This window comes from Bradyrhizobium manausense, assembly GCF_018130615.1.
GTDB lineage: Bacteria > Pseudomonadota > Alphaproteobacteria > Rhizobiales > Xanthobacteraceae > Bradyrhizobium > Bradyrhizobium manausense_A.
Window position 1 is genome coordinate 322,847 of record NZ_JAFCKB010000001.1, and the last position, 18,735, is coordinate 341,581.

The 18,735-nt window shown below is 64.3% G+C and carries 18 protein-coding genes and 1 tRNA gene; 14 read left to right on the forward strand and 5 right to left on the reverse strand.

What is annotated here, in order from left to right; translation table 11 throughout:
* Nucleotides 1-120 precede the first annotated feature (120 nt).
* Nucleotides 121-1,257, reverse strand: a complete 1,137-nt coding sequence (gene queG, locus JQ587_RS01570; protein ID WP_433995289.1) for a tRNA epoxyqueuosine(34) reductase QueG — start codon at nucleotides 1,255-1,257, stop codon at nucleotides 121-123.
* A gap of 118 nt (nucleotides 1,258-1,375) precedes the next feature.
* Nucleotides 1,376-2,068 carry a glutathione S-transferase family protein gene (locus tag JQ587_RS01575; RefSeq protein ID WP_212301955.1) on the reverse strand — a complete coding sequence of 231 codons (693 nt, stop codon included), beginning with the start codon at nucleotides 2,066-2,068 and terminating at the stop codon, nucleotides 1,376-1,378.
* Between the two features lie 168 nt (nucleotides 2,069-2,236).
* Between JQ587_RS01575 and JQ587_RS01580 the strand changes: the two genes are divergently transcribed.
* The 3 genes from JQ587_RS01580 to JQ587_RS01590 all read left to right on the forward strand — a co-directional run bounded on the left by JQ587_RS01580 (nucleotide 2,237) and on the right by JQ587_RS01590 (nucleotide 5,200).
* Nucleotides 2,237-3,043 carry an undecaprenyl-diphosphate phosphatase gene (locus JQ587_RS01580; RefSeq protein ID WP_212424207.1) on the forward strand — a complete coding sequence of 269 codons (807 nt, stop codon included), beginning with the start codon at nucleotides 2,237-2,239 and terminating at the stop codon, nucleotides 3,041-3,043.
* Nucleotides 3,044-3,130: 87 nt separating this feature from the next.
* Nucleotides 3,131-4,456, forward strand: coding sequence for an FAD-binding oxidoreductase (locus tag JQ587_RS01585; RefSeq protein ID WP_212424208.1), 1,326 nt, complete (start codon nucleotides 3,131-3,133; stop codon nucleotides 4,454-4,456).
* 3 nt (nucleotides 4,457-4,459) lie between these two features.
* Nucleotides 4,460-5,200: an SDR family oxidoreductase gene (locus JQ587_RS01590; protein WP_212424209.1), complete on the forward strand. Its 741-nt coding sequence runs from the start codon at nucleotides 4,460-4,462 to the stop codon at nucleotides 5,198-5,200.
* 91 nt (nucleotides 5,201-5,291) lie between these two features.
* On the opposite strand, the gene JQ587_RS01595 is transcribed toward JQ587_RS01590, so the two are convergent.
* A complete protein-coding gene (locus JQ587_RS01595; RefSeq protein WP_212301959.1) occupies nucleotides 5,292-6,257 on the reverse strand; it encodes a complex I NDUFA9 subunit family protein in 966 nt (321 codons plus the stop codon).
* Nucleotides 6,258-6,417: 160 nt separating this feature from the next.
* On the opposite strand from JQ587_RS01595, the gene JQ587_RS01600 reads away from it, so the two are divergent.
* A tRNA-Leu gene (locus JQ587_RS01600) sits at nucleotides 6,418-6,504 on the forward strand.
* A 110-nt stretch (nucleotides 6,505-6,614) separates the two neighbouring features.
* Here JQ587_RS01600 and JQ587_RS01605 read toward each other — a convergent pair.
* On the reverse strand, nucleotides 6,615-7,877 hold the full coding sequence (locus JQ587_RS01605) for an MFS transporter (RefSeq protein ID WP_212424210.1): 1,263 nt from the start codon (nucleotides 7,875-7,877) through the stop codon (nucleotides 6,615-6,617).
* A 256-nt stretch (nucleotides 7,878-8,133) separates the two neighbouring features.
* Here JQ587_RS01605 and JQ587_RS01610 point away from each other — a divergent pair, with 256 nt between their 5' ends.
* The 9 genes from JQ587_RS01610 to JQ587_RS01650 all read left to right on the forward strand — a co-directional run bounded on the left by JQ587_RS01610 (nucleotide 8,134) and on the right by JQ587_RS01650 (nucleotide 16,969).
* Complete coding sequence (locus JQ587_RS01610) at nucleotides 8,134-9,459, forward strand: UbiA family prenyltransferase (protein WP_212301965.1); 1,326 nt, start codon at nucleotides 8,134-8,136, stop codon at nucleotides 9,457-9,459.
* Nucleotides 9,460-9,578: 119 nt separating this feature from the next.
* The gene (locus tag JQ587_RS01615; protein WP_212301966.1) at nucleotides 9,579-10,193 is read left to right on the forward strand and encodes a ribonuclease D; all 615 of its coding nucleotides are present in this window, start codon (nucleotides 9,579-9,581) and stop codon (nucleotides 10,191-10,193) included.
* A gap of 144 nt (nucleotides 10,194-10,337) precedes the next feature.
* Entirely contained in the window at nucleotides 10,338-11,072 is a 735-nt protein-coding gene (gene lptC, locus JQ587_RS01620; RefSeq protein ID WP_212424211.1) for an LPS export ABC transporter periplasmic protein LptC, read from the forward strand.
* Nucleotides 11,073-11,077: 5 nt separating this feature from the next.
* Nucleotides 11,078-11,809, forward strand: coding sequence for an LptA/OstA family protein (locus JQ587_RS01625; RefSeq protein WP_212424212.1), 732 nt, complete (start codon nucleotides 11,078-11,080; stop codon nucleotides 11,807-11,809).
* A 222-nt stretch (nucleotides 11,810-12,031) separates the two neighbouring features.
* Nucleotides 12,032-13,033: an LPS export ABC transporter ATP-binding protein gene (lptB, locus tag JQ587_RS01630; RefSeq protein ID WP_212424213.1), complete on the forward strand. Its 1,002-nt coding sequence runs from the start codon at nucleotides 12,032-12,034 to the stop codon at nucleotides 13,031-13,033.
* Nucleotides 13,034-13,123: 90 nt separating this feature from the next.
* Nucleotides 13,124-14,764 carry an RNA polymerase factor sigma-54 gene (rpoN, locus tag JQ587_RS01635; protein ID WP_212424214.1) on the forward strand — a complete coding sequence of 547 codons (1,641 nt, stop codon included), beginning with the start codon at nucleotides 13,124-13,126 and terminating at the stop codon, nucleotides 14,762-14,764.
* A gap of 84 nt (nucleotides 14,765-14,848) precedes the next feature.
* On the forward strand, nucleotides 14,849-15,448 hold the full coding sequence (gene hpf / locus JQ587_RS01640) for a ribosome hibernation-promoting factor, HPF/YfiA family (protein WP_212424215.1): 600 nt from the start codon (nucleotides 14,849-14,851) through the stop codon (nucleotides 15,446-15,448).
* 212 nt (nucleotides 15,449-15,660) lie between these two features.
* Complete coding sequence (gene ptsN / locus JQ587_RS01645; protein WP_008141251.1) at nucleotides 15,661-16,122, forward strand: PTS IIA-like nitrogen regulatory protein PtsN; 462 nt, start codon at nucleotides 15,661-15,663, stop codon at nucleotides 16,120-16,122.
* 370 nt (nucleotides 16,123-16,492) lie between these two features.
* Nucleotides 16,493-16,969 (forward strand): hypothetical protein, encoded by a 477-nt coding sequence (locus JQ587_RS01650; protein WP_212424216.1) that lies wholly within the window; start codon nucleotides 16,493-16,495, stop codon nucleotides 16,967-16,969.
* Nucleotides 16,970-17,010: 41 nt separating this feature from the next.
* On the opposite strand, the gene JQ587_RS01655 is transcribed toward JQ587_RS01650, so the two are convergent.
* A complete protein-coding gene (locus JQ587_RS01655; protein ID WP_212424217.1) occupies nucleotides 17,011-17,649 on the reverse strand; it encodes a TetR/AcrR family transcriptional regulator in 639 nt (212 codons plus the stop codon).
* Nucleotides 17,650-17,928: 279 nt separating this feature from the next.
* Between JQ587_RS01655 and JQ587_RS01660 the strand changes: the two genes are divergently transcribed.
* Nucleotides 17,929-18,732 (forward strand): SDR family NAD(P)-dependent oxidoreductase, encoded by an 804-nt coding sequence (locus tag JQ587_RS01660; protein ID WP_212424218.1) that lies wholly within the window; start codon nucleotides 17,929-17,931, stop codon nucleotides 18,730-18,732.
* Nucleotides 18,733-18,735: the final 3 nt, after the last annotated feature.

Sequence of the window (18,735 nt, forward strand, 5' to 3'; positions counted from 1 at the left end):
GCAACGTAGCCACAAAAACGGTTTCATAATCCGCGAAAGCGGGTGATCCAGCACTCCGAGGCAGCAGTGATTGGGTCGAGAGGCAGCGGCGTACTGGATTCCCCGCTTTGACACCGAGGGTCAGGAGGCGGTTTGCCACTCCTCACGAACGCATTCATCGCGCTCGCTGCCGATCGTCGCTTCTTTCATCGCCGCAAACTCTTTCGGCGCCACCAACTGCCCCAATGCCCACACCGCAGCCCCACGCACCAGCGGACTCGCATCATCCAGCAATCGCCGCGCCTCTTCCGCCAGCGCTGCGTCACCCGAGTTGCCGATCGCAATCAGCACATTCCGCAAGAAGCGGTCGCGGCCGATCCGCTTCACCGGTGATTTCGTGAACAGCGCGCGGAACGCGGCATCGTCGAGTCGCGATAACTCCACAAGGCCAGGCGCACGCAATTCATCACGCGCGGCAAGCTTGGCTTCACGTCCCTCCTGCGCAAACTTGTTCCACGGGCATGCCGCGAGGCAATCATCGCAGCCATAGATGCGGTTGCCGATGGCCTTGCGGAACTCCTGCGGAATCGGTCCCTTGTTCTCGATGGTGAGATAGGAGATGCAGCGCCGCGCATCGAGCCTGTAGGGCGCAGGGAATGCCGATGTCGGGCAGATGTCGAGACAGGCCCGGCACGAGCCGCAATGATCGATCTCGGCATCATCGCGCGGCAAGTCGAGCGTGGTGTAGATCGCGCCGAGAAACAGCCACGAGCCGAATTCGCGCGAGACCAGATTGGTGTGCTTGCCCTGCCAGCCGAGATGCGCGGCCTGCGCCAGCGGCTTCTCCATCACCGCCGCGGTGTCGACGAACACCTTGACCTCCGAGGGCGCGGTCGCGACCAGCCAGCGCGCCAATGACTTCAGCCGCTTCTTGATGAGGTCGTGATAGTCGTCGCCCTGCGCATAGACCGAGATCGCCGCGCGCGTGCGCTCTTTCAGGATCGCGAGGGGATCCTGATCGGGGCCGTAATTGACGCCGAGCATGATCACCGAGCGCACGTCCTGCCACAGGCCGCGCGGATCGACGCGGCGCTCCGGCTGGCTCGCGAGCCAGTCCATGTCGCCATGACCGCCGGATGCGATGAATTCGAGGAAATGCTTTCCGGCGTTTTCGATCGTGCCTGGCGCTGTGATCCCGATGCAGTCGAAGCCGAGCGTGCGGGCTTGCTCGTCGAGTGCAGCACGCAGCTCATCAGTGTCAGAGCCAGATTTGATCACAGATGCATCCACATTCGTCATGGCCGGGCTAGTCCCGGCCATCCACGTCTTTGCGGCGCATTCCCATAAGCTGGAAGAACGTGGATGCCCGGGACAAGCCCGGGCACGACGATCTTCATCAGAAATCCAGGTCCACGTAGGTCCGCGACGCCGGCACGCCCGCCAGCCATTCGCTCAGCAGCGGGCGGAACGACGGGCGGGATTTCACCCGCGCGTACCACGCCTTTGCTGCGTCGTCCTCGCTCCATGGCACGTCGCCCAGATAGTCGATCGCCGAGAGATGCGCCGCGGCGGCGAGATCCGCGTAAGTGGGCCGGTCGCCGGCGAGGAAGTTACGCGTCTGCGCCAGCCAGCCGATATAGGCGAGATGATAGCGCACGTTGGCCTTGGCGGCGCGCATCACGTCGGGCGACGGGGGGCCGCCGCCATTGTCCTCGCTCATGAAGCGCTTGTAGATGCGCTCGGTGACGAGCGGATGGGAGACTTCTTCGAAGAACTTTTCGTTGAACCAGGCCATCAGCCGGCGCACCTCGACGCGCTCGGCGATTGTCTCCGGCATCAGGCGCTTGGGGCCCATCTCGGCGCCATAGGCCTCGTCGATATATTCGGAGATGATGGCCGCGCCCGGAATCGGCGGCTGTTCGTCGTCCACCAGGACAGGCGTCGTGCCGGCCGCGTTGAGCAGCAGAAACGCCTCGCGCCGTTCCCAGCTGCGCTCTTCGACCAGCTTCAGTTCGAGCCCGTATTCGCCCGCGATCAGGCGGATGAAGCGCGAATGCGGACAGAACGGATGATGAAACAGCGTAAACATGAAGCCTTTGACTATTTGATGGTGCTTAAGAATCCATCAATGTTTGTGCGGCGCCACACTAGTCCTTCAAAACCGCGAGACAACCCGTGATTTCGCATTTAGCGATTGCGGCATGGGGACGAATAGGCGAGAAGAGCCCCGCTTTTCCAGCCGAAATGGACCGTAAATATGTCAGATGCAATACGGGCAGTGATCCTCGGCATCATCGAGGGTGTGACCGAGTTCCTTCCCGTTTCCTCGACCGGCCACCTGCTGCTTGCGGAGCGTTTCTTCGGCCTCGGCGAGGGTGCTTTCTGGGATTCGTTTACGGTTCTGATCCAGTTGGGTGCGATTCTCGCGATCGTCGGGCTGTATTTCAAGAAGCTGTGGGACGTCGCGATCGGCATGTTCACGGGCGACGCCTATGCGCGCCGCTTCGTGATCGGTGTGCTGGTCGCGTTCCTGCCCGCTGTCGTCGTCGGCCTGGTTGCCGGCAAATACATCAAGAGCGTGCTGTTCAATCCCTGGGTCGTCTGCTTCACGCTGATCGTCGGCGGCGCCATCCTGCTCTGGGTCGACAGGCTCGATCTCAAGCCGCGCGAGCATGACGCCACCAAGTTTCCGCTGCTGATGTATCTCTATATCGGCATCGCCCAGTGCGTCGCTATGATCCCGGGTGTGTCGCGTTCTGGGGCCAGTATCGTCGCTGCGATGCTTCTGGGCGCCGACAAGCGGGCGGCGGCGGAGTTCTCGTTCTTCCTCGCCATCCCCACCATGATCGGCGCGTTCGCCTATGATTTCTACAAGAACCGCTCCGAGATGACGATGGACCACATGGGCATCGTCGCGATCGGTTTCGTGGTGTCGTTCATCACCGCGGTCATCGTGGTGAAGGCGTTCCTCGGCTACGTCACTCGCCACGGTTTCGTGGTGTTTGCCTGGTGGCGCGTCATCGTCGGCACGCTCGGCCTGATCGCGCTGGCGCTCGGCCGTTAACCTTTGCGGGCGCGCCTCAACGCAATATCAGCTTTTAGCCGCTAGGCAGTTTCCGAAAGCGGGGTGGCCCGCAGGCGGAGCTGAACGATGACCCTCGTCAGCGGCTGGGGGCGCTTCCCGGTCGTCGATAGCGAAGTGCTGCGGCCGCGCTCGTTCGAGGCCGTGGGCGAAGCCGTGGTCACCGGCTCCGTGGCGCGGGGCAACGGCCGCGCCTATGGCGATGCCGCGATCGGCTCTGCCAGGACCATCGCCATGACCGGGTTCGACCGGGTCAGGTCGTTCGATCCGGCGACCGGATGCATCCGGCTCGAAGCCGGCGTGCTGCTGTCGGACCTCATCGCCACCTTTGGCCCGCGCGGCTTCCTGCCGTTCGTCGTGCCGGGCACGCGCTTCGTCTCGGTCGGTGGCGCAATTGCCGCCGACGTGCACGGCAAGAACCATCATGGCGAGGGCGGTTTTGGCCGCTATGTCGACAGCATCCTGCTGCGCACCGGACAAGGCAAGACCATCGAGATCTCGCGCGAACAGAATTCCGATGCCTTCTTCGCGACTGTCGGCGGTATGGGCCTCACCGGAGTCATCCTCGAAGCCACGATGCGGCTGCGCTCCGTCGAGACCGGCTGGATCCGCGAGCGGGTGATCTCCGCGTCCGATCTCGATGCCGCGATGCGCGCGCTCGAGGCGAGCTGTTCCGCGACCTATTCGGTGGCGTGGATCGATTGCGTGGCGCGCGGGCGCGACCTCGGCCGCTCGCTGATCTATCTCGGTGAGCACGCGCGCATCGATGAGCTCGCCGATGGCGACGATCGATTTCCCGCCGGCAACAATCCCGGGCTCGCGGTCCCGATCGACCTGCCGTCGATGACGCTCAATCGCTACAGCATTCGCGCCTTCAACGAGCTCTACTACCGCATGGGCGCGCGGCGCGCCGGCGGCGATCATGTGGTCTCGCTCTATCCGTACTTCTTTCCGCTCGACAGCATCAAAGACTGGAACCGCATCTATGGACGGCGCGGCTTCCTCCAGCATCAATGCGTAATTCCGGAAGCCGGCGCACGCGACGTGCTCGGCGACATCCTCGATCGCGTCTCGAAGCGCGGCGATGCGTCGTTCCTTGCGGTGTTGAAGAAGCTCGGCCATGGCGACGGCCTGCTGTCGTTTCCGCTGCCCGGCTACACGCTGGCGCTGGATTTCCCGGTGAAGGGTGACATCCTGAATTTCCTCGACGAGATCGACCGCCTGGTCGTCGCCGCCGGCGGCCGGCTTTATCTCGCCAAGGACGCGCGCCAGTCGCGTGCGACGTTCGAGGCCGGCTATCCCGCGCTGTCGCGCTTCAACGCGATCCGCAAATCGCTCGATCCCGCCGGCAACATCCGCTCAAAGCTTTCACAACGCCTGTTCGATGAGGTTTAAGCCGTGACGTCACGCAAGTCCGTTCTGGTGCTCGGTGGCTCCTCCGATATCGGCCGCGCCGCGGCGCGCGCCTTTGCCAAGGCGGGATACGATGTCGCTCTTGCCGGCCGCGATGCCGCCGCGCTCGAGCCCGACGCGGCGGACTTGCGCGCGCGCTACGCGATCGAAGCGAGCACGCAAAGGTTCGATGTGCTCGACACCGCCTCGTTCGATGGCTTTGTCGCAGGCCTTCCCGTCTTGCCCGACGTCGTCATCTCGATCATCGGCCTTCTGGGCGTGCAGCAAAATGCCGAGAGCGATCTCGCGCAGGCCACCACGATCATACGTTCGAACTATGAGGGCCCGTCGCTGATCCTCGGCCTGTTCGCCGAAAAGTTTCTAGGCCGCGGCAACGGCACGATCGTCGGCGTGTCGTCGGTGGCCGGCGATCGCGGCCGCGCCTCGAACTATGTCTACGGCTCGGCGAAGGCCGGATTCACCGCGTTCCTGTCGGGATTGCGCGCCCGCGCCAGCCGCGGCGGCGTGCACGTCGTCACCGTCAAACCCGGTTTCGTCCGCACCAAGATGACGGAAGGCATGAAGCTGATCGGCCCGCTCACCGTCGACGCACCCGTCGTCGGCGATGCGATCCTTGCCGCCGTCGAGAAAAAGACCGACGTCGTCTATGTCAGCGGCAAATGGCGTCTCGTGATGCTGATCATCAAGGCGCTGCCGGAAGCGGTGTTCAAGAGGCTGAAGTTTTAAGAGTCGTGGAGCGCACCGTTTTACCTCTCCCCGTAAGAACGGGGCGAGGGAGCGCACCGCCGCCGCGGCGGAGATTGAGATTAGTCGGTCCCTACGCGCTCTTGCGCTGGAACTGGCCCTGCGGGCGGAAGCGCCAGAGATATTGCGGGGCGATCGCTTCCAGCGAATCGGCCGTGATGCCGAGGCCTTCCAGCGTCAGGCCCGCCGCCTTCGCCGCATCCGACACGACATTGTCGCGCTCGAGCAGCGTGACCTGGTCCGGCGTCAGCTTGAACGCGCCCGGGGCGAATTGCAGGAAGGCGGCCTTGAGGCGGGCAAGGCCGAACGACAGCGGCACCAGCATCGGCTTGCGGTCGGCGATCTCGACGATGGTCTCGATGATCTCCCGCATGGTCAGCACTTCGGGCCCGCCGAGCTCATAGGTCGCGCCCGCCTTGGCCTTGCCGTCGACGGCGTCCGCAATCGCGGTGGCGACGTCGCCGACATAGACCGGCTGCATTTTGGTCTCACCGCCGATCAGCGGCAGCACCGGCGACAACCGCGCCAGCGCCGCAAAGCGGTTGGTGAACTGGTCCTCGGGGCCGAACATCACGGAGGGACGGACAATCGTGGCCGACGGCACGGCCGCGCTCACCGCGGCCTCGCCGGCCGCCTTGGCCTTGGCGTAGCGCGAGGGGGATTCGGCATCGGCGCCGATGGCCGAGACGTGGATCAGCCTTGCGCCGACGGCGGCAGCCGCCTTGGCAACGGTTTCGGCGCCCTTGGCCTGGACGGCGTCGAACGTCTGGGCCCCGCCCTCGGCGAGGATCCCGACCAGGTTGATCACGACATGCGAATCACGCACCGCCGCCTCGACCGAGGCCGGATAGCGCAAGTTCGCCTGAATGGTGTGGACCTGGCCGACCTTGCCGGAGGGCTGAAGGTATCCGGCTAGTTCCGGCCGCCGCACCGCGACCCGGACCCGGTAATCCCGCCGGCATAGCGCGCGGACGACATTCCGGCCCAAAAACCCCGATCCGCCGAAAACCGTGACGAGAGTTTCCAGATTCGATGCCATGGGAGCTATCCTGGGTCCGTTCCTGCGAAGAGTCGCGTGTTATCAGGCTTGTATCGGCCCCGTTTGCAATGCGCAATCCGCATCGCCAAACCCGGGACAAGCATGAATTGACAACGGCGTCACCGAACCGTAGTAACCGCCTCCGTGCCCCAAACGGCATGCCCAGGTGGTGGAATTGGTAGACGCGCTGGCTTCAGGTGCCAGTGGCTTAACGGCCGTGAAGGTTCGAGTCCTTTCCTGGGCACCATTTTGCGGGATTTGGTCCCAATGAGGGGTGCTTCCAATCGTTGGAGCTAGCCGGACGGCGATCCCGGGATCGACGCCGCGGAAACTCTCTGGGACCAATCCGCGTCCCCCTCACACCACCCTTTTCCCCGCCACCGATTTCTGCACGAAATACATCGCGACCAGCGTGATGACCGTCGTTGTTACGACGACGTAGCCGATCCGCTCGAAATGCAGCAGCGAACCATCGGGTTGCTGCGAGATGATCGCGGCCGCGAGCACCGAGCCGAGCCCTCCGGAGAGCTGCTGGAGCGAGGCGCTGACCGCGCTGAACGAGCCGCGCTGGGTGGAATCGGGGATCGCCGACATCAGCGCCTGCGACGGGATCATGCGCGAGAAGATGCCGACGAACAGCAGCACGTTGACGGTGATCGCGGTCACCAGCGAGACGTGGCCGAGATGGGTGTAGATCAGCACCATGAGAACGGTCATGGCGCAGCCGAACACGAAGGTCGGGTATTTGCCGAACGCGTCGCTGGCGCGGCCGACCAGCGGACCCGTGACGATGCTGAACAGGCCGGAGACGAGATAGATCGTCGGCAGATGCACGATGTCGATGCCGATATTGTTGACGGTGAAGGCGCTGGAGAACGGCATCAGCATGTAGCCGCCCGTCGCCAGCAATGTCGTGACGCCGAAGGCCAGCGTGTAGCGCGGCTCGAAGACGGTCGCGACCAGATGGTGAAACGGGTTCTTGTCCTGCTTCAGCTTCAAATGCGCATCGACCGGCTCCATGGCGAAGGCGATGATGGCGATGGTCACGATCGCGAGGCCCACGATCGCAGCGAAACAGACGTGCCAGTTCCAGTGATTGGCGAGAAACAGCCCCGCGGGAATGCCGAGCACCTGGCTCGCGGCAAAGCCGGTCTGGACGAACCCCATCACGCGGCCGCGCAAGTGCAGCGGAAACAAGTCGGTGATGATGGCCAGCACGATCGAGCCGATCACGCCGCCGAACAGGCCGGTCACGATCCGGCCGAGCAGCAGCACATGGTAATCTTGCGCGACCGCGCAGAGTGCGGTCCCGAGCGTGAAGCCGACATAGAAGAACAGCAGCAGCCGCTTGCGGTCGAACCGGTCGGCAAAGCCGGCGGCCAAAATGCCCGAAAGTCCCGCGCTGAAAGCATAGGCCGACACCGCGACGCCGAATTGCCCGGCGGTGATGCCGAGCGAAGGCATCAGGATGGCGCCGAGCGGCGACATGATGATGAAATCGAGAATGATCGTGAACTGAGCGAACGCGAGCAGCGCCACGAGGAGTGACTGGTAGCGCGAAAAGCCGCGCTGGCGTTCCTGCTGATCGTCGATCGGCGCGGCGAGCGTCTGGTCTGTCATGGTACCTGAGGCGTGATGGGGGCCGGGCTGAGATAGGGTGGGACGGGCCGATTTCCACCGGCGGAGGGCCCAGGTTTCGCTGGTATATCCAGCGCGCGCCGGATTGTGGGATCCCTGCAACAGGCTGGCGACTCGCCCGCCTCCAGCCGGGGTTAAGCCGCCCTTAGCCAATGCCCCCTAGGCTCGCGGCCGTCCCTTTCCCGCGAAGCCACCAGTCCATGGGCCGGCCGTATCGCGGTCAGTCAGAGCGTTTCGGATGGAGCAGCCCGTCTGGCATTATGATCGGAGTGAGGCGGCGCCGGATTCTGTCCCGGCGCCGGGCCGCACGCTCGTCATCGATCTCGAGGGCGCGCTGCTGCGCTCGGAATTGCTGCTGGAAGCGCTGTTCTCCAGCCCCGCCCGCATGCTGGCCCGTTTCGGCGCGGGCGGACGTGCAGGCATGGCCGCGCTCACGGATATCCTGGCGCGCGCCGAGCTCGACTATGCCCACCTGCCCTACGATTCCGGCGTGCTGAACCAGGCGCTGGCGGCGCGGGCGCGGGGCGCGAAGATTTATCTGGTCGCGGGCCGCTTCGCCGGACATGCCGCAGGCATCGCCGCGCATCTCGGTTTTGACGGCGTCGTTACGCCCCTCGATCTCGCCGCGGGCGACAATCTGCCGTTCGATCGCGCTTCGATCGAACGCATCGACCGCGTCAGCCACGGCCGCGCCAGTCTTAAGACCTGGGCCAAGGCGCTGCGGCTCTATCAATATGCCAAGAACACGCTGCTGTTCGTGCCCGCGATCACCGCGCATCAAATGAATGTTGCGACGCTCGGCATCACGCTGCTGGCGTTCCTGGCGTTCTCGGCCTGCGCGTCGGGCGCCTATCTGATGAACGACCTGCTCGATCTCGCCGCCGATCGCCAGCATCCGACCAAGCGCCATCGCGCGCTCGCGGCGGGCGATTTGCCGATCTCGTCCGCGCTATCGGCAATCCCGGTCCTGTGGACCTTTGCCGTCGCCGCCAGCCTCTGCATCTCGCCGCTGTTCCTCGGCGTGCTCGCCGCTTATCTCGCCACCACCATCGCCTATTCGCTCGTGCTCAAGCGCAAGATGCTGGTCGACGTCGTCACGCTCGCCGGCCTCTATTCCTTGCGCATCGTCGCAGGCGCGGTCGCGGCCGGTGTCGTGCTGTCGGAATGGCTGATGGTGTTCTCGCTGTTCGTGTTCACCTCGCTCGCGCTGATCAAGCGCTTCAGCGAGCTCAGCATGCGCCAGGGCGAGGGCCTTTCCGATCCCTCCAACCGCGACTACCGCATCAGCGATCTGCACATCATCGCCGCGATGGCGGCGGCGAGCGCCATGAATGCGGTCACCGTGTTTGCACTCTATGTGTCGTCCTCCGCGGTGACGCCGCTCTACAGCCGTCCCTGGATGCTCTGGCTGCTCGCGCCCCTGCTGCTCTACTGGTTCGGCCGGGCCCTGATGATCGCGCATCGCCGCGAGATGCCTGACGATCCCATCATCTATGCGTTCCGGGACGGCGCCAGCCGCACCACCGTGGCGGCGATGGTCTGCATCATGCTGGCGGCGATCTGACACGAGGCTATCTTGCCTGTCTCCGCGCTTGCGCCGCCGGTCCGCAGTGGATACATCGCGGACCATCCGACTGGCCTATGATGACGACGCGACCGATTCGATTGAGGGTTTGAAACGCCATGACCGTACGCCTGCATCGCGGCGACCTGCCTGATCTCTCCCGCTACACCGGCGCGGTGGCGATCGACACCGAGACAATGGGGCTGAATCCGCACCGCGACCGGCTCTGCGTGGTCCAGCTCTCGCCCGGCGACGGCAGCGCCGACGTGGTGCAGATCCCCAAGGGCCACACCGACGCGCCCAACCTGAAGGCCCTGCTCGCCAACCCCGCCAACACGAAAATCTTCCATTTCGCCCGGTTCGACGTCGCGGTGCTGTACCAGACCTTCGGCGTGATGACCGGCCCGATCTACTGCACCAAGATCGCCTCGCGCCTGACCCGCACCTATACCGACCGCCACGGCCTCAAGGACCTCGTGCGCGAGGTGCTCAATGTCGATCTCTCCAAGCAGCAGCAATCCAGCGACTGGGGTTCCGACAGCCTGACCGAGCCGCAGCTCGCCTACGCCGCCTCCGACGTGCTGCATCTGCACGGCTTGCGCGAGCGCCTCGACGCCATGCTGGTCCGGGAGGGCCGCACCGCACTGGCCAAGGCCTGTTTCGATTTCCTGCCGACCCGCGCCCTGCTCGACCTCCAGGGTTGGGCGGAAGAGGACATTTTCGCGCATTCCTGAGTCCTCGACCGCCGGCTAGGCTTGGGGGATCGCCCCGTTTCGGACACTTTCATGCGGCCTGTCGCGGGCTGCATATTGTGGTGGCGCCGGGTACAATGGCGCGCCTGCTAACCGGACCAGGCGAGCGACACCTCGGGAGCTCAGGTGAATTCGGCCCAGAATCCAACCTACGACGCCGCGCTTGCGGCGAAGTTTGCCAGCGCGGCGCGCCATAGCCGCCTGGTGCGGATTCTGCGCATCGCAGTGCCGGCGACGGTGGCCGCATCCATGGCCGCGATCGTCGCCGTCTCGACCTTCCTCAATCCCTACAAGATCCCCATCAAGCTCGACTCCGGAAATCTCGTGGTCACAGGCACCAAGATCACGATGGAATCGCCGCACCTCTCCGGCTTCACGCCGGATCAACGCCCCTACGAGCTCTGGGCCAAGACCGCGACGCAGGACATCACCGACCCCGATCATGTCGACCTCAATGATCTGCGCGCGAAGGTGTTGATGGAGGACAAATCGACCCTGCTGCTCGATGCCCGCACCGGCCGCTTCGACAACAAGCAGCAGCAGCTCGATTTGCACAAGGATATCTTCCTGCGCACCTCGACCGGCTATGAGGCGCGGCTGAACTCGGCTTTCGTCGACATGAACAAGGGCACGGTGTCGTCCGACGATCATGTCGACGTCAAGCTGACCAACGGCACGCTGACCGCCGACCGCCTGCGCATCACGGAAGGCGGTGACGTCATTCGCTTCGAAGGCAATGTCGTGATGCATCTGGACAAGATCAGCACGGATGACGCCGCGCCCGCTCCGGTCGAGCAGCCCGCGCCGCCGCCGGCGCCGGCGCCGGCGAAGTCCAGAAACAAGTCTGCGAACTCAAAGTGATTTTCATGGCCAGCATTTTTCCGCGCAACGACCGCAAGCGTCGCGCCATCGTCGCAGCCGCCGCACTTGCCGGCGGCGCGCTGATGGCGATGGGTGCAGCCGTCGCACAAAGCACGATGCAAGGCGTGCCCAATGCGATGCAGGGCTTTTCGCAGAACCGCGATCAACCGATCCAGATCGAGGCCGCCTCGCTCGAGATGCGCGACAAGAAGAAGGAGGCGACCTTCTCGGGCAATGTGAAGGTGGTTCAGGGCGACACCACCATGACCTCGAAGACGCTGGTGGTGTTTTACGAATCGAGCAGCGACAAGCAGGCCGCGCCGCAGGCAGCGCCGGCCCCATCCGCGTCCGCAAAGGGCCAGAAGGGCGCGCCGATGCAATCGGCGACACCGGGCCCGGGCGGCGCCTCCTCGATCAAGCGGCTGGAAGCGCGCGGCAATGTCGTCGTCACCCAGAAGGACCAGGTGGTGACAGGCGAAACCGCCGTGTTCGACACCAAGACCAACCTCATCACCATGCTCGGCGGCGTGGTGCTGACGCAGTGCCAGAACGTGCTGCGCGGCGACCGCCTCATGGTCGACATGACCACCGGCGTCTCGCGGGTGGAATCCGACAGCGGCAAGGTGCAGGGGCTGTTCGTCCAGACCCAGGGCGGCGCGAACGGCAAATGCGGAACGCCCGTCGCTCCCGGCGCGGGCTCGCCTATGCAGTTGCCCGGCTCAGGGAAGCAAAAGTAAATTCCAAAAGTAACTTCAATGGCTTGGCCCAGATGCGGGCGATCCGAGGTTGAAGCTTGCCCGGTGAGACTGTATTTAGCGCGCAGGGCTTTCGAAGCGGGGTCCGCCGCTTTTCGGGCGTGTTTCACTGGGCATGAGACATCCCTTCACTCATGCTGCGTCGGCGAAGCGAAAAGCCGGGGCGGCAGATCGCGCGAGCACGCGAAAGGCTAGAAGGCGGGGATGGTCGATCTCTTCAGCATGTTCCGTCGGCGCCCCGCCAAGCGCGGCCGGCCAGGATTTGCCCGTCAGGACATCACCGCGCTCGGTGACAGCGTCGGCGGCCTGGTGACGAGCCCGGTGCGGGATTCGCCGCCGATGGCCCGTGAGCAGCCCATGCAGGCCACGGACCCCTATGGCGTCGAGGCGCCGCCACGGCCGCGGCCGGCGCCGGCCCAGCCGCCCCAAGCCAGGCCCGTCGCAAAGTCCAACGGCACGGGCGGACCGCAGCTGTTGCGGCGGCCGGGCTTCCTGGCTGTGCATAGCGTGGAAAAAGCCTTCGGCAGCCGCCAGGTCGTGCGCGGCGTCAGCATCTATGTCCGCCGCGGCGAAGCGGTCGGCCTGCTTGGTCCGAACGGTGCCGGCAAGACCACGGTGTTCTACATGATCACCGGCCTGATCAAGGCCGATCGCGGCGCGATCGAGCTCGACGGCCACGACGTCACCCAGCTGCCGATGTATCAGCGCGCGCGGCTCGGCATCGGCTATCTGCCGCAGGAAGCCTCGATTTTCCGCGGCCTCACCGTCGAGCAGAACATCCGCGCCGTGCTCGAAGTGGTGGAGCCCTCACGCAAGAAGCGCGAGCAGCAGCTCGACGCCCTGCTCGACGAATTCAACATCACGCGCCTCAGAAAATCGCCGTCGATCGCGCTGTCCGGCGGCGAGCGCCGCCGCGTCGAGATTGCGCGCGCGCTGGCAACGCGTCCGAACTACATGCTGCTCGACGAGCCCTTCGCGGGCATCGATCCGATCGCGGTCGGCGACATTCAGGACCTGGTCCGCCATCTCACCAACCGCGGCATCGGCGTCTTGATCACCGACCACAATGTTCGCGAGACGCTCGGCCTCACCGATCGCGCCTATATCGTCTATGCCGGTGAGATCCTGACGGAGGGGAGTCCGGACGAGATTGTCGCCGATCCGGATGTTCGCCGCCTTTACCTTGGCGAGGAATTCCGCCTCTAGCCCTTTTTTCCAATTCGTCAAGGCGTGTACATCGCGCCAGGACTGAGATAAGCAAGAATCGGACCAATTTTCGGGAACGGTTCTTGTTAGATGGCGCTTTCGCAGAGATTAGAGTTCCGGCAATCGCAGTCGCTGGTCATGACGCCGCAGCTGATGCAGGCGATCAAGCTGCTGCAATTGTCCAATCTCGATCTCACGACCTTCGTGGAGGAGGAGCTCGAGCGCAATCCCCTGCTGGAGCGGGCCAATGACGAGGCCGGCGGTGGCGAGGCCCCGGCCGAGGCCGGCGCGTTCAGTGACCATGATGGCGAAGATTCAGGCAGCCAGGGCGACGGTCAGGGCGACGCTGACGGTTTTGGCGGCAGCGGCGATGCCTTCGAGCCCGGCCAGGAAGAATGGATGAGCAAGGATCTCGGCACCCGCGCCGAGATCGAGCAGACCCTGGACACGGGCCTGGACAATGTCTTCTCCGAGGAGCCGGCCGAGACTGCGGCACGCAACGCCCAGGATGCCGCGCCGACCACCTATACCGAATGGGGCGGTGGTGCCTCCGGTGACGAGGACTACAATCTCGAAGCCTTCGTCGCCGCGGAAACCACGCTCAGTGACCATCTTGCCGAGCAGCTCTCGGTCGCCTTCACCGGCGCGGCGCAGCGCATGATCGGCCAGTATTTGATCGACCTCGTCGATGAGGCCGGTTATCTGCCGCCGGATCTCGGCCAGGCGGCCGAGCGCCTTGGCGCAACGCAAAAGGACGTCGAGGACGTTCTTGCCGTGCTGCAAAAATTCGATCCGCCCGGCGTCTGCGCGCGCAATTTGAGCGAATGCCTGGCGATCCAGCTCCGCGAGCTCGACCGCTACGATCCCGCGATGCAGGCCCTGGTCGAGCATCTCGATCTCCTCGCCAAGCGTGACATCGCGAGCCTTCGCAAGCTCTGCGGCGTCGACGACGAGGACATCGCCGACATGATCGGCGAGATCCGCCGGCTCAATCCCAAGCCCGGCATGAAGTTCGGCTCGGCGCGCCTGCAGACCATGGTGCCCGACGTCTATGTCCGCCCGGGTCCGGATGGCGGCTGGCATGTCGAGCTCAACAGTGACACCTTGCCGCGTGTGCTGGTGAATCAGACCTACTATTCCGAGCTGTCGAAGAAGATCGGCAAGGACGGCGACAAATCCTATTTCACCGACGCGCTGCAGAACGCGACCTGGCTGGTGCGCGCCCTGGACCAGCGCGCCCGCACCATCCTGAAGGTCGCGACCGAGATCGTGCGCCAGCAGGACGGCTTCTTCACCCATGGTGTCGCACATTTGCGGCCGCTGAATCTGAAAGCCGTGGCCGACGCCATCCAGATGCATGAATCGACGGTGTCGCGCGTCACCGCCAACAAATACATGGCGACAAATCGCGGCACATTCGAGTTGAAATATTTCTTCACCGCCTCGATCGCCTCGGCCGACGGCGGCGAGGCGCACTCGGCGGAGGCCGTGCGTCACCACATCAAGCAGCTGATCGATTCGGAAGCGCCGTCCGCGATCCTGTCGGATGATACCATCGTGGAACGCTTACGCGCCTCGGGCATTGATATTGCCCGCCGCACGGTCGCGAAGTACCGCGAAGCCATGCGCATTCCGTCCTCGGTGCAACGCCGTCGCGATAAGCAGAGCGCTCTTGGTAACGTCCTTTCCACCGCAATGTCCGACCGCTCCCGCAACCCCGAACCGGCCTGATTGCGCTGGCGCGAAATCGCGCTACTCTCACCTCCCCATCGCGACCGATCCAAGCTGGGCCAATTGAACCAAGCGAGGCATCACATGACTCTTCGGATCTCGGGTAAGAGCGTTAGCGTCGGTGAGGCCCTTCGCGGCCGCGTAACCGACCGGACCGAAGAGGTCCTGCGTAAATATTTCGACGGCAATTATTCCGGCCACATCACGCTCAGCAAGGACGGCTTCGGTTTCCGCACCGACTGTGCGCTGCATCTCGATTCCGGCATTACGCTGGAAGCCGATTCGAACGCGCAGGACGCCTATGCCAGCGCCGACCAGGCGCTGATCATGATCGAGAAGCGGCTCAAGCGCTACAAGAGCCGGCTCAAGGACCGCTCGGCCCGCAAGGCCCATGTTGCCTCCGCGGCGCTCGCCGCCCTCGACGCCACGGCTTACGTGCTGGAGGCGCCGGGCGAGGGGGACGACGAGGACGAGGTCACCGGCTACAGCCCCGTGATCATCGCCGAGGCGACGACGTCGCTGAAGCAGCTTTCGGTCAGCGAAGCCGTCATGGAACTCGACCTCAGCGGGGCACCCTGCCTGGTATTCCAGCATGGCTCCTCGGGCCGGGTGAACATCATCTACCGCCGGGCTGACGGCAATGTCGGCTGGATCGACCCCCCGGGCACCAAATCGGGCGATTAAGGTCCCCCGTATCAACCACAGGTCTTAACAATGACCGGGACAAAGCAGTACGCGGGAGTTGGCACCGGGATTGCGTTGGAGTAGAAGCGCCCCACATCAGGATTGGGGCTAAGTGCGCCTCCTGCTTCACCTTCTTGACGCCGGCCAGGCTCGATCTGATCGAGCCGGTCAATTCGGAACCTGACGGTTTAATTCACCTCGGAACCACTTCCATGCCGATTACCGATCTGGTCGCACCCGAGGCGATTCTCCCGGCATTGAAGGTCAACAGCAAGAAGCAGGCGCTCCAGGAGCTCGCAGCCAAGGCCGCCGAGCTGACCGGCCAGAACGAACGCTCGGTGTTCGAGGTGCTGCTCCAGCGCGAGAAGCTCGGCACCACCGCGGTCGGCTATGGCGTCGCCATTCCCCACGGCAAGCTGCCCAAGCTGGAAAAGATTTTTGGCCTGTTCGCGCGGCTCGATCGCCCGATCGATTTCGAGGCGATGGACGGCCAGCCCGTTGATCTCGTCTTCCTGCTGCTCGCCCCCGAAGGCGCCGGCGCCGATCACCTGAAGGCGCTCGCCCGCATTGCCCGTCTCCTGCGCGACCAGGACATCGCCAAGAAGCTCCGCGCCTCGCGCGATGCCCAGGCGATCTATTCGGTGCTCGCGCTGCCGCCGGCGACTGCGGCATAAGCGCTCGACCTTGAGCGCGTAGCTCTCTCAACGCCGTCATTGCGAGGAGCGAAGCGACGAAGCAATCCCGACTGTCTCCGCGTGAAGATTTTGGATTGCTTCGCGGAGCTTGTCATCGGACCGCGCTTCGCGCGGACCCGGTGCCTCGCAATGACGAGGAGAGCGCCGGCGATTCTTCTAAGCGGGGCGAGGTCTGAAACGAGGCTGACGATAGCGATCTCAACCGTTCGGTTGATGCGCGGCGCATCCGGACAAGGCTACACACGCACCCTCAAACAGCACCGAAGATGCGGCATCTCCTTCCTCCTTTGGGGGCGAAAATGCGTTTTGCGTCTTCGCCAATTTCTCCTTCATTTCGAGAGGGATGGTCATGTCTATTCGCCTTGCTTCAGCGCTTGCCACGGGTGCGGTGCTGCTTTCGATGACACCAGGCCACGCCGCTGCCACGCGCTTCGGCACGTATTACGATGAAACGGCCGCGACCGCGTCCTGCGTCGGGCTTTCGACTTGCTCAATGAGTTTTTCACAATTGCCATCAGACAAATTGCTGCTGGTCCGGAAGGTGATGTGCAGCATCACGACGAACCAGTCCCGCCCGACCCACGCCTACTTCAAGGTCGCAACGGGGCCCTACAACGCCAATCCGCTAACGCGGCACCTCATGCTGCCGCTTCCGGCAGCTCCCACGGCCGATGTCGACGGCTTCTACCACGCGAGCATAGACGTCGATCCCAACTGGCTCATCGGCCAAGCGAGATATCCTTATCTGGACATCACCATGGCCGTGGCCCAATCCACGACAATCGACTGCACGCTGAGAGGAGAGCTCGTCGATCCGAACCAGTGACTGGTGCGCATCGGAGGCCGCCATGGCGCCGCTCGCGCGTGTCAGCAGACCGTCGGCAGCAGGCGCCGGACTTCGTCGAGAAGTTCAGCAATCGCCGTCTTGTCGCCCGCGAGGTGCTTGAGCAGCGCGCTCTGGAATAGACCGTCGAACAGCGCATAGAGCGCGGCTGGCGACGACGCCGGCCGATTGCCGCCGAGCTCGGCATAGCGGAAGGCGATGCGCCAGATCATCGCTTCCAGGCTCTTGTCGATCTCGAGCACGTCCTTGCGAAACGCCGCCTCGAACATCGCCTGCGAGCGCAAATCGTACCAGAGCCGGTGCATGCGGGCTTCGTTCTGCAGCGTTGCCGCGAGCTTGGCGAGGAAGCCCTCCGTCAATTCGGCGCGGCTCGTGGCGCTCGCGACGACTTCGTCATATCGCGTCACGCACTTCGCCTTGTAGTGGCGCACGCAGCAGCAGATCAGGTCGAGCTTGTCGCTGAAATAATAATGGAACACGCCGTGCGTGAACGCCGAGTTCTGCGCGATCTCCCGCAGGCTAGTGCGGGCGAAGCCGAGCTCTCCAAGCGTTTCGAGCGCGGCCTCGGCAAGCTCGATGCGCCGTGCGTTGAACTTCTCGTCGCGCAGCACCTCGGCCGCATCAGCCACACGCCGGGCCGCTCCCGTCACCTGCCGCGCCATCGCGTCCCTTCCTCAGTCCCGTTCTTTCAACGACTTATACCGCGCCCGCCGCGGAATGCTCCATCCCCTCACAACCACTTCCTTTGACAACTGTCAAATTCGTTCTTGACAAGTGTCAAGATTCTGGCGGAGGTTCGCACCAAGAATTTGGACAGTCGTCAAGACGTCCGACCATGGAGGAACGCTTCGCTGGGTGCCGCCGAAAGGCTCGCGTCCATCGACCTGGTGCGCGCTGATCGGCGCAGCACGAGACAATCACCAGCAACGGAGGAGTGCGTCATGAGTGGGAAGAGCCTTGCAGGCAGGAAAGCCCTGGTCACCGGCGGTGCCCGCGGCATCGGCGCGGCCATCGCGCAGGCGCTGGCGCGAGCCGGCGCTTCGATCATGATCGCCGACATCCTGGAGGAGGCCGGCCGTGCCAGCGCAGCCGCTATCGCGAAGGACGATGTCGCGACGGGCTTCGTGAAGCTCGACGTCACCGACGATGCGCAATGGGAGCAGGCCGTTGCCGCGACGGTCGCAACCCTTGGCGGCTACGACATCCTGATCAACAATGCCGGCATCGAGATCACGTCGCTGATCTCGGAGGTCAAGGCCGAGGATGCGCGGCGGATGTGCGACGTCAATATCGTCGGCACCGTACTCGGCATGAAGCACGCCTTCCGTGCGATGCGCCCGGGCGGCGCGGCCGGCAAGGGCGGCGCTGTCGTCAACATCGCCTCTGTCGCGGCGACGATCGCCTTCCCGAGCATCGCGGTCTATTCGGGCACCAAATCCGCGGTCGACCGCATGACGCGGGTCGGCGCGATGGAGGCCGGCAAGCTCGGCTTCGGCGTGCGCGTCAACTGCATCTATCCGGGCCTGATCCCGACCGACATGGGCATGCAGCTCGCCAACGACATCGTCAAGGTGGGGCTCGCGGCAGACGTCAACGCCGCGGTCGGCTCGGTGGTGGAGCAAACCCCGCTCGGCCGTCTCGCCGAGGTCACGGACATCGGCGATGCCGCGGTGTTCCTGTGCTCGAACGAAGCGCGCTTCATCACCGGCATCGGACTGCCGGTCGATGGCGGCATGGGCATGTGAGCT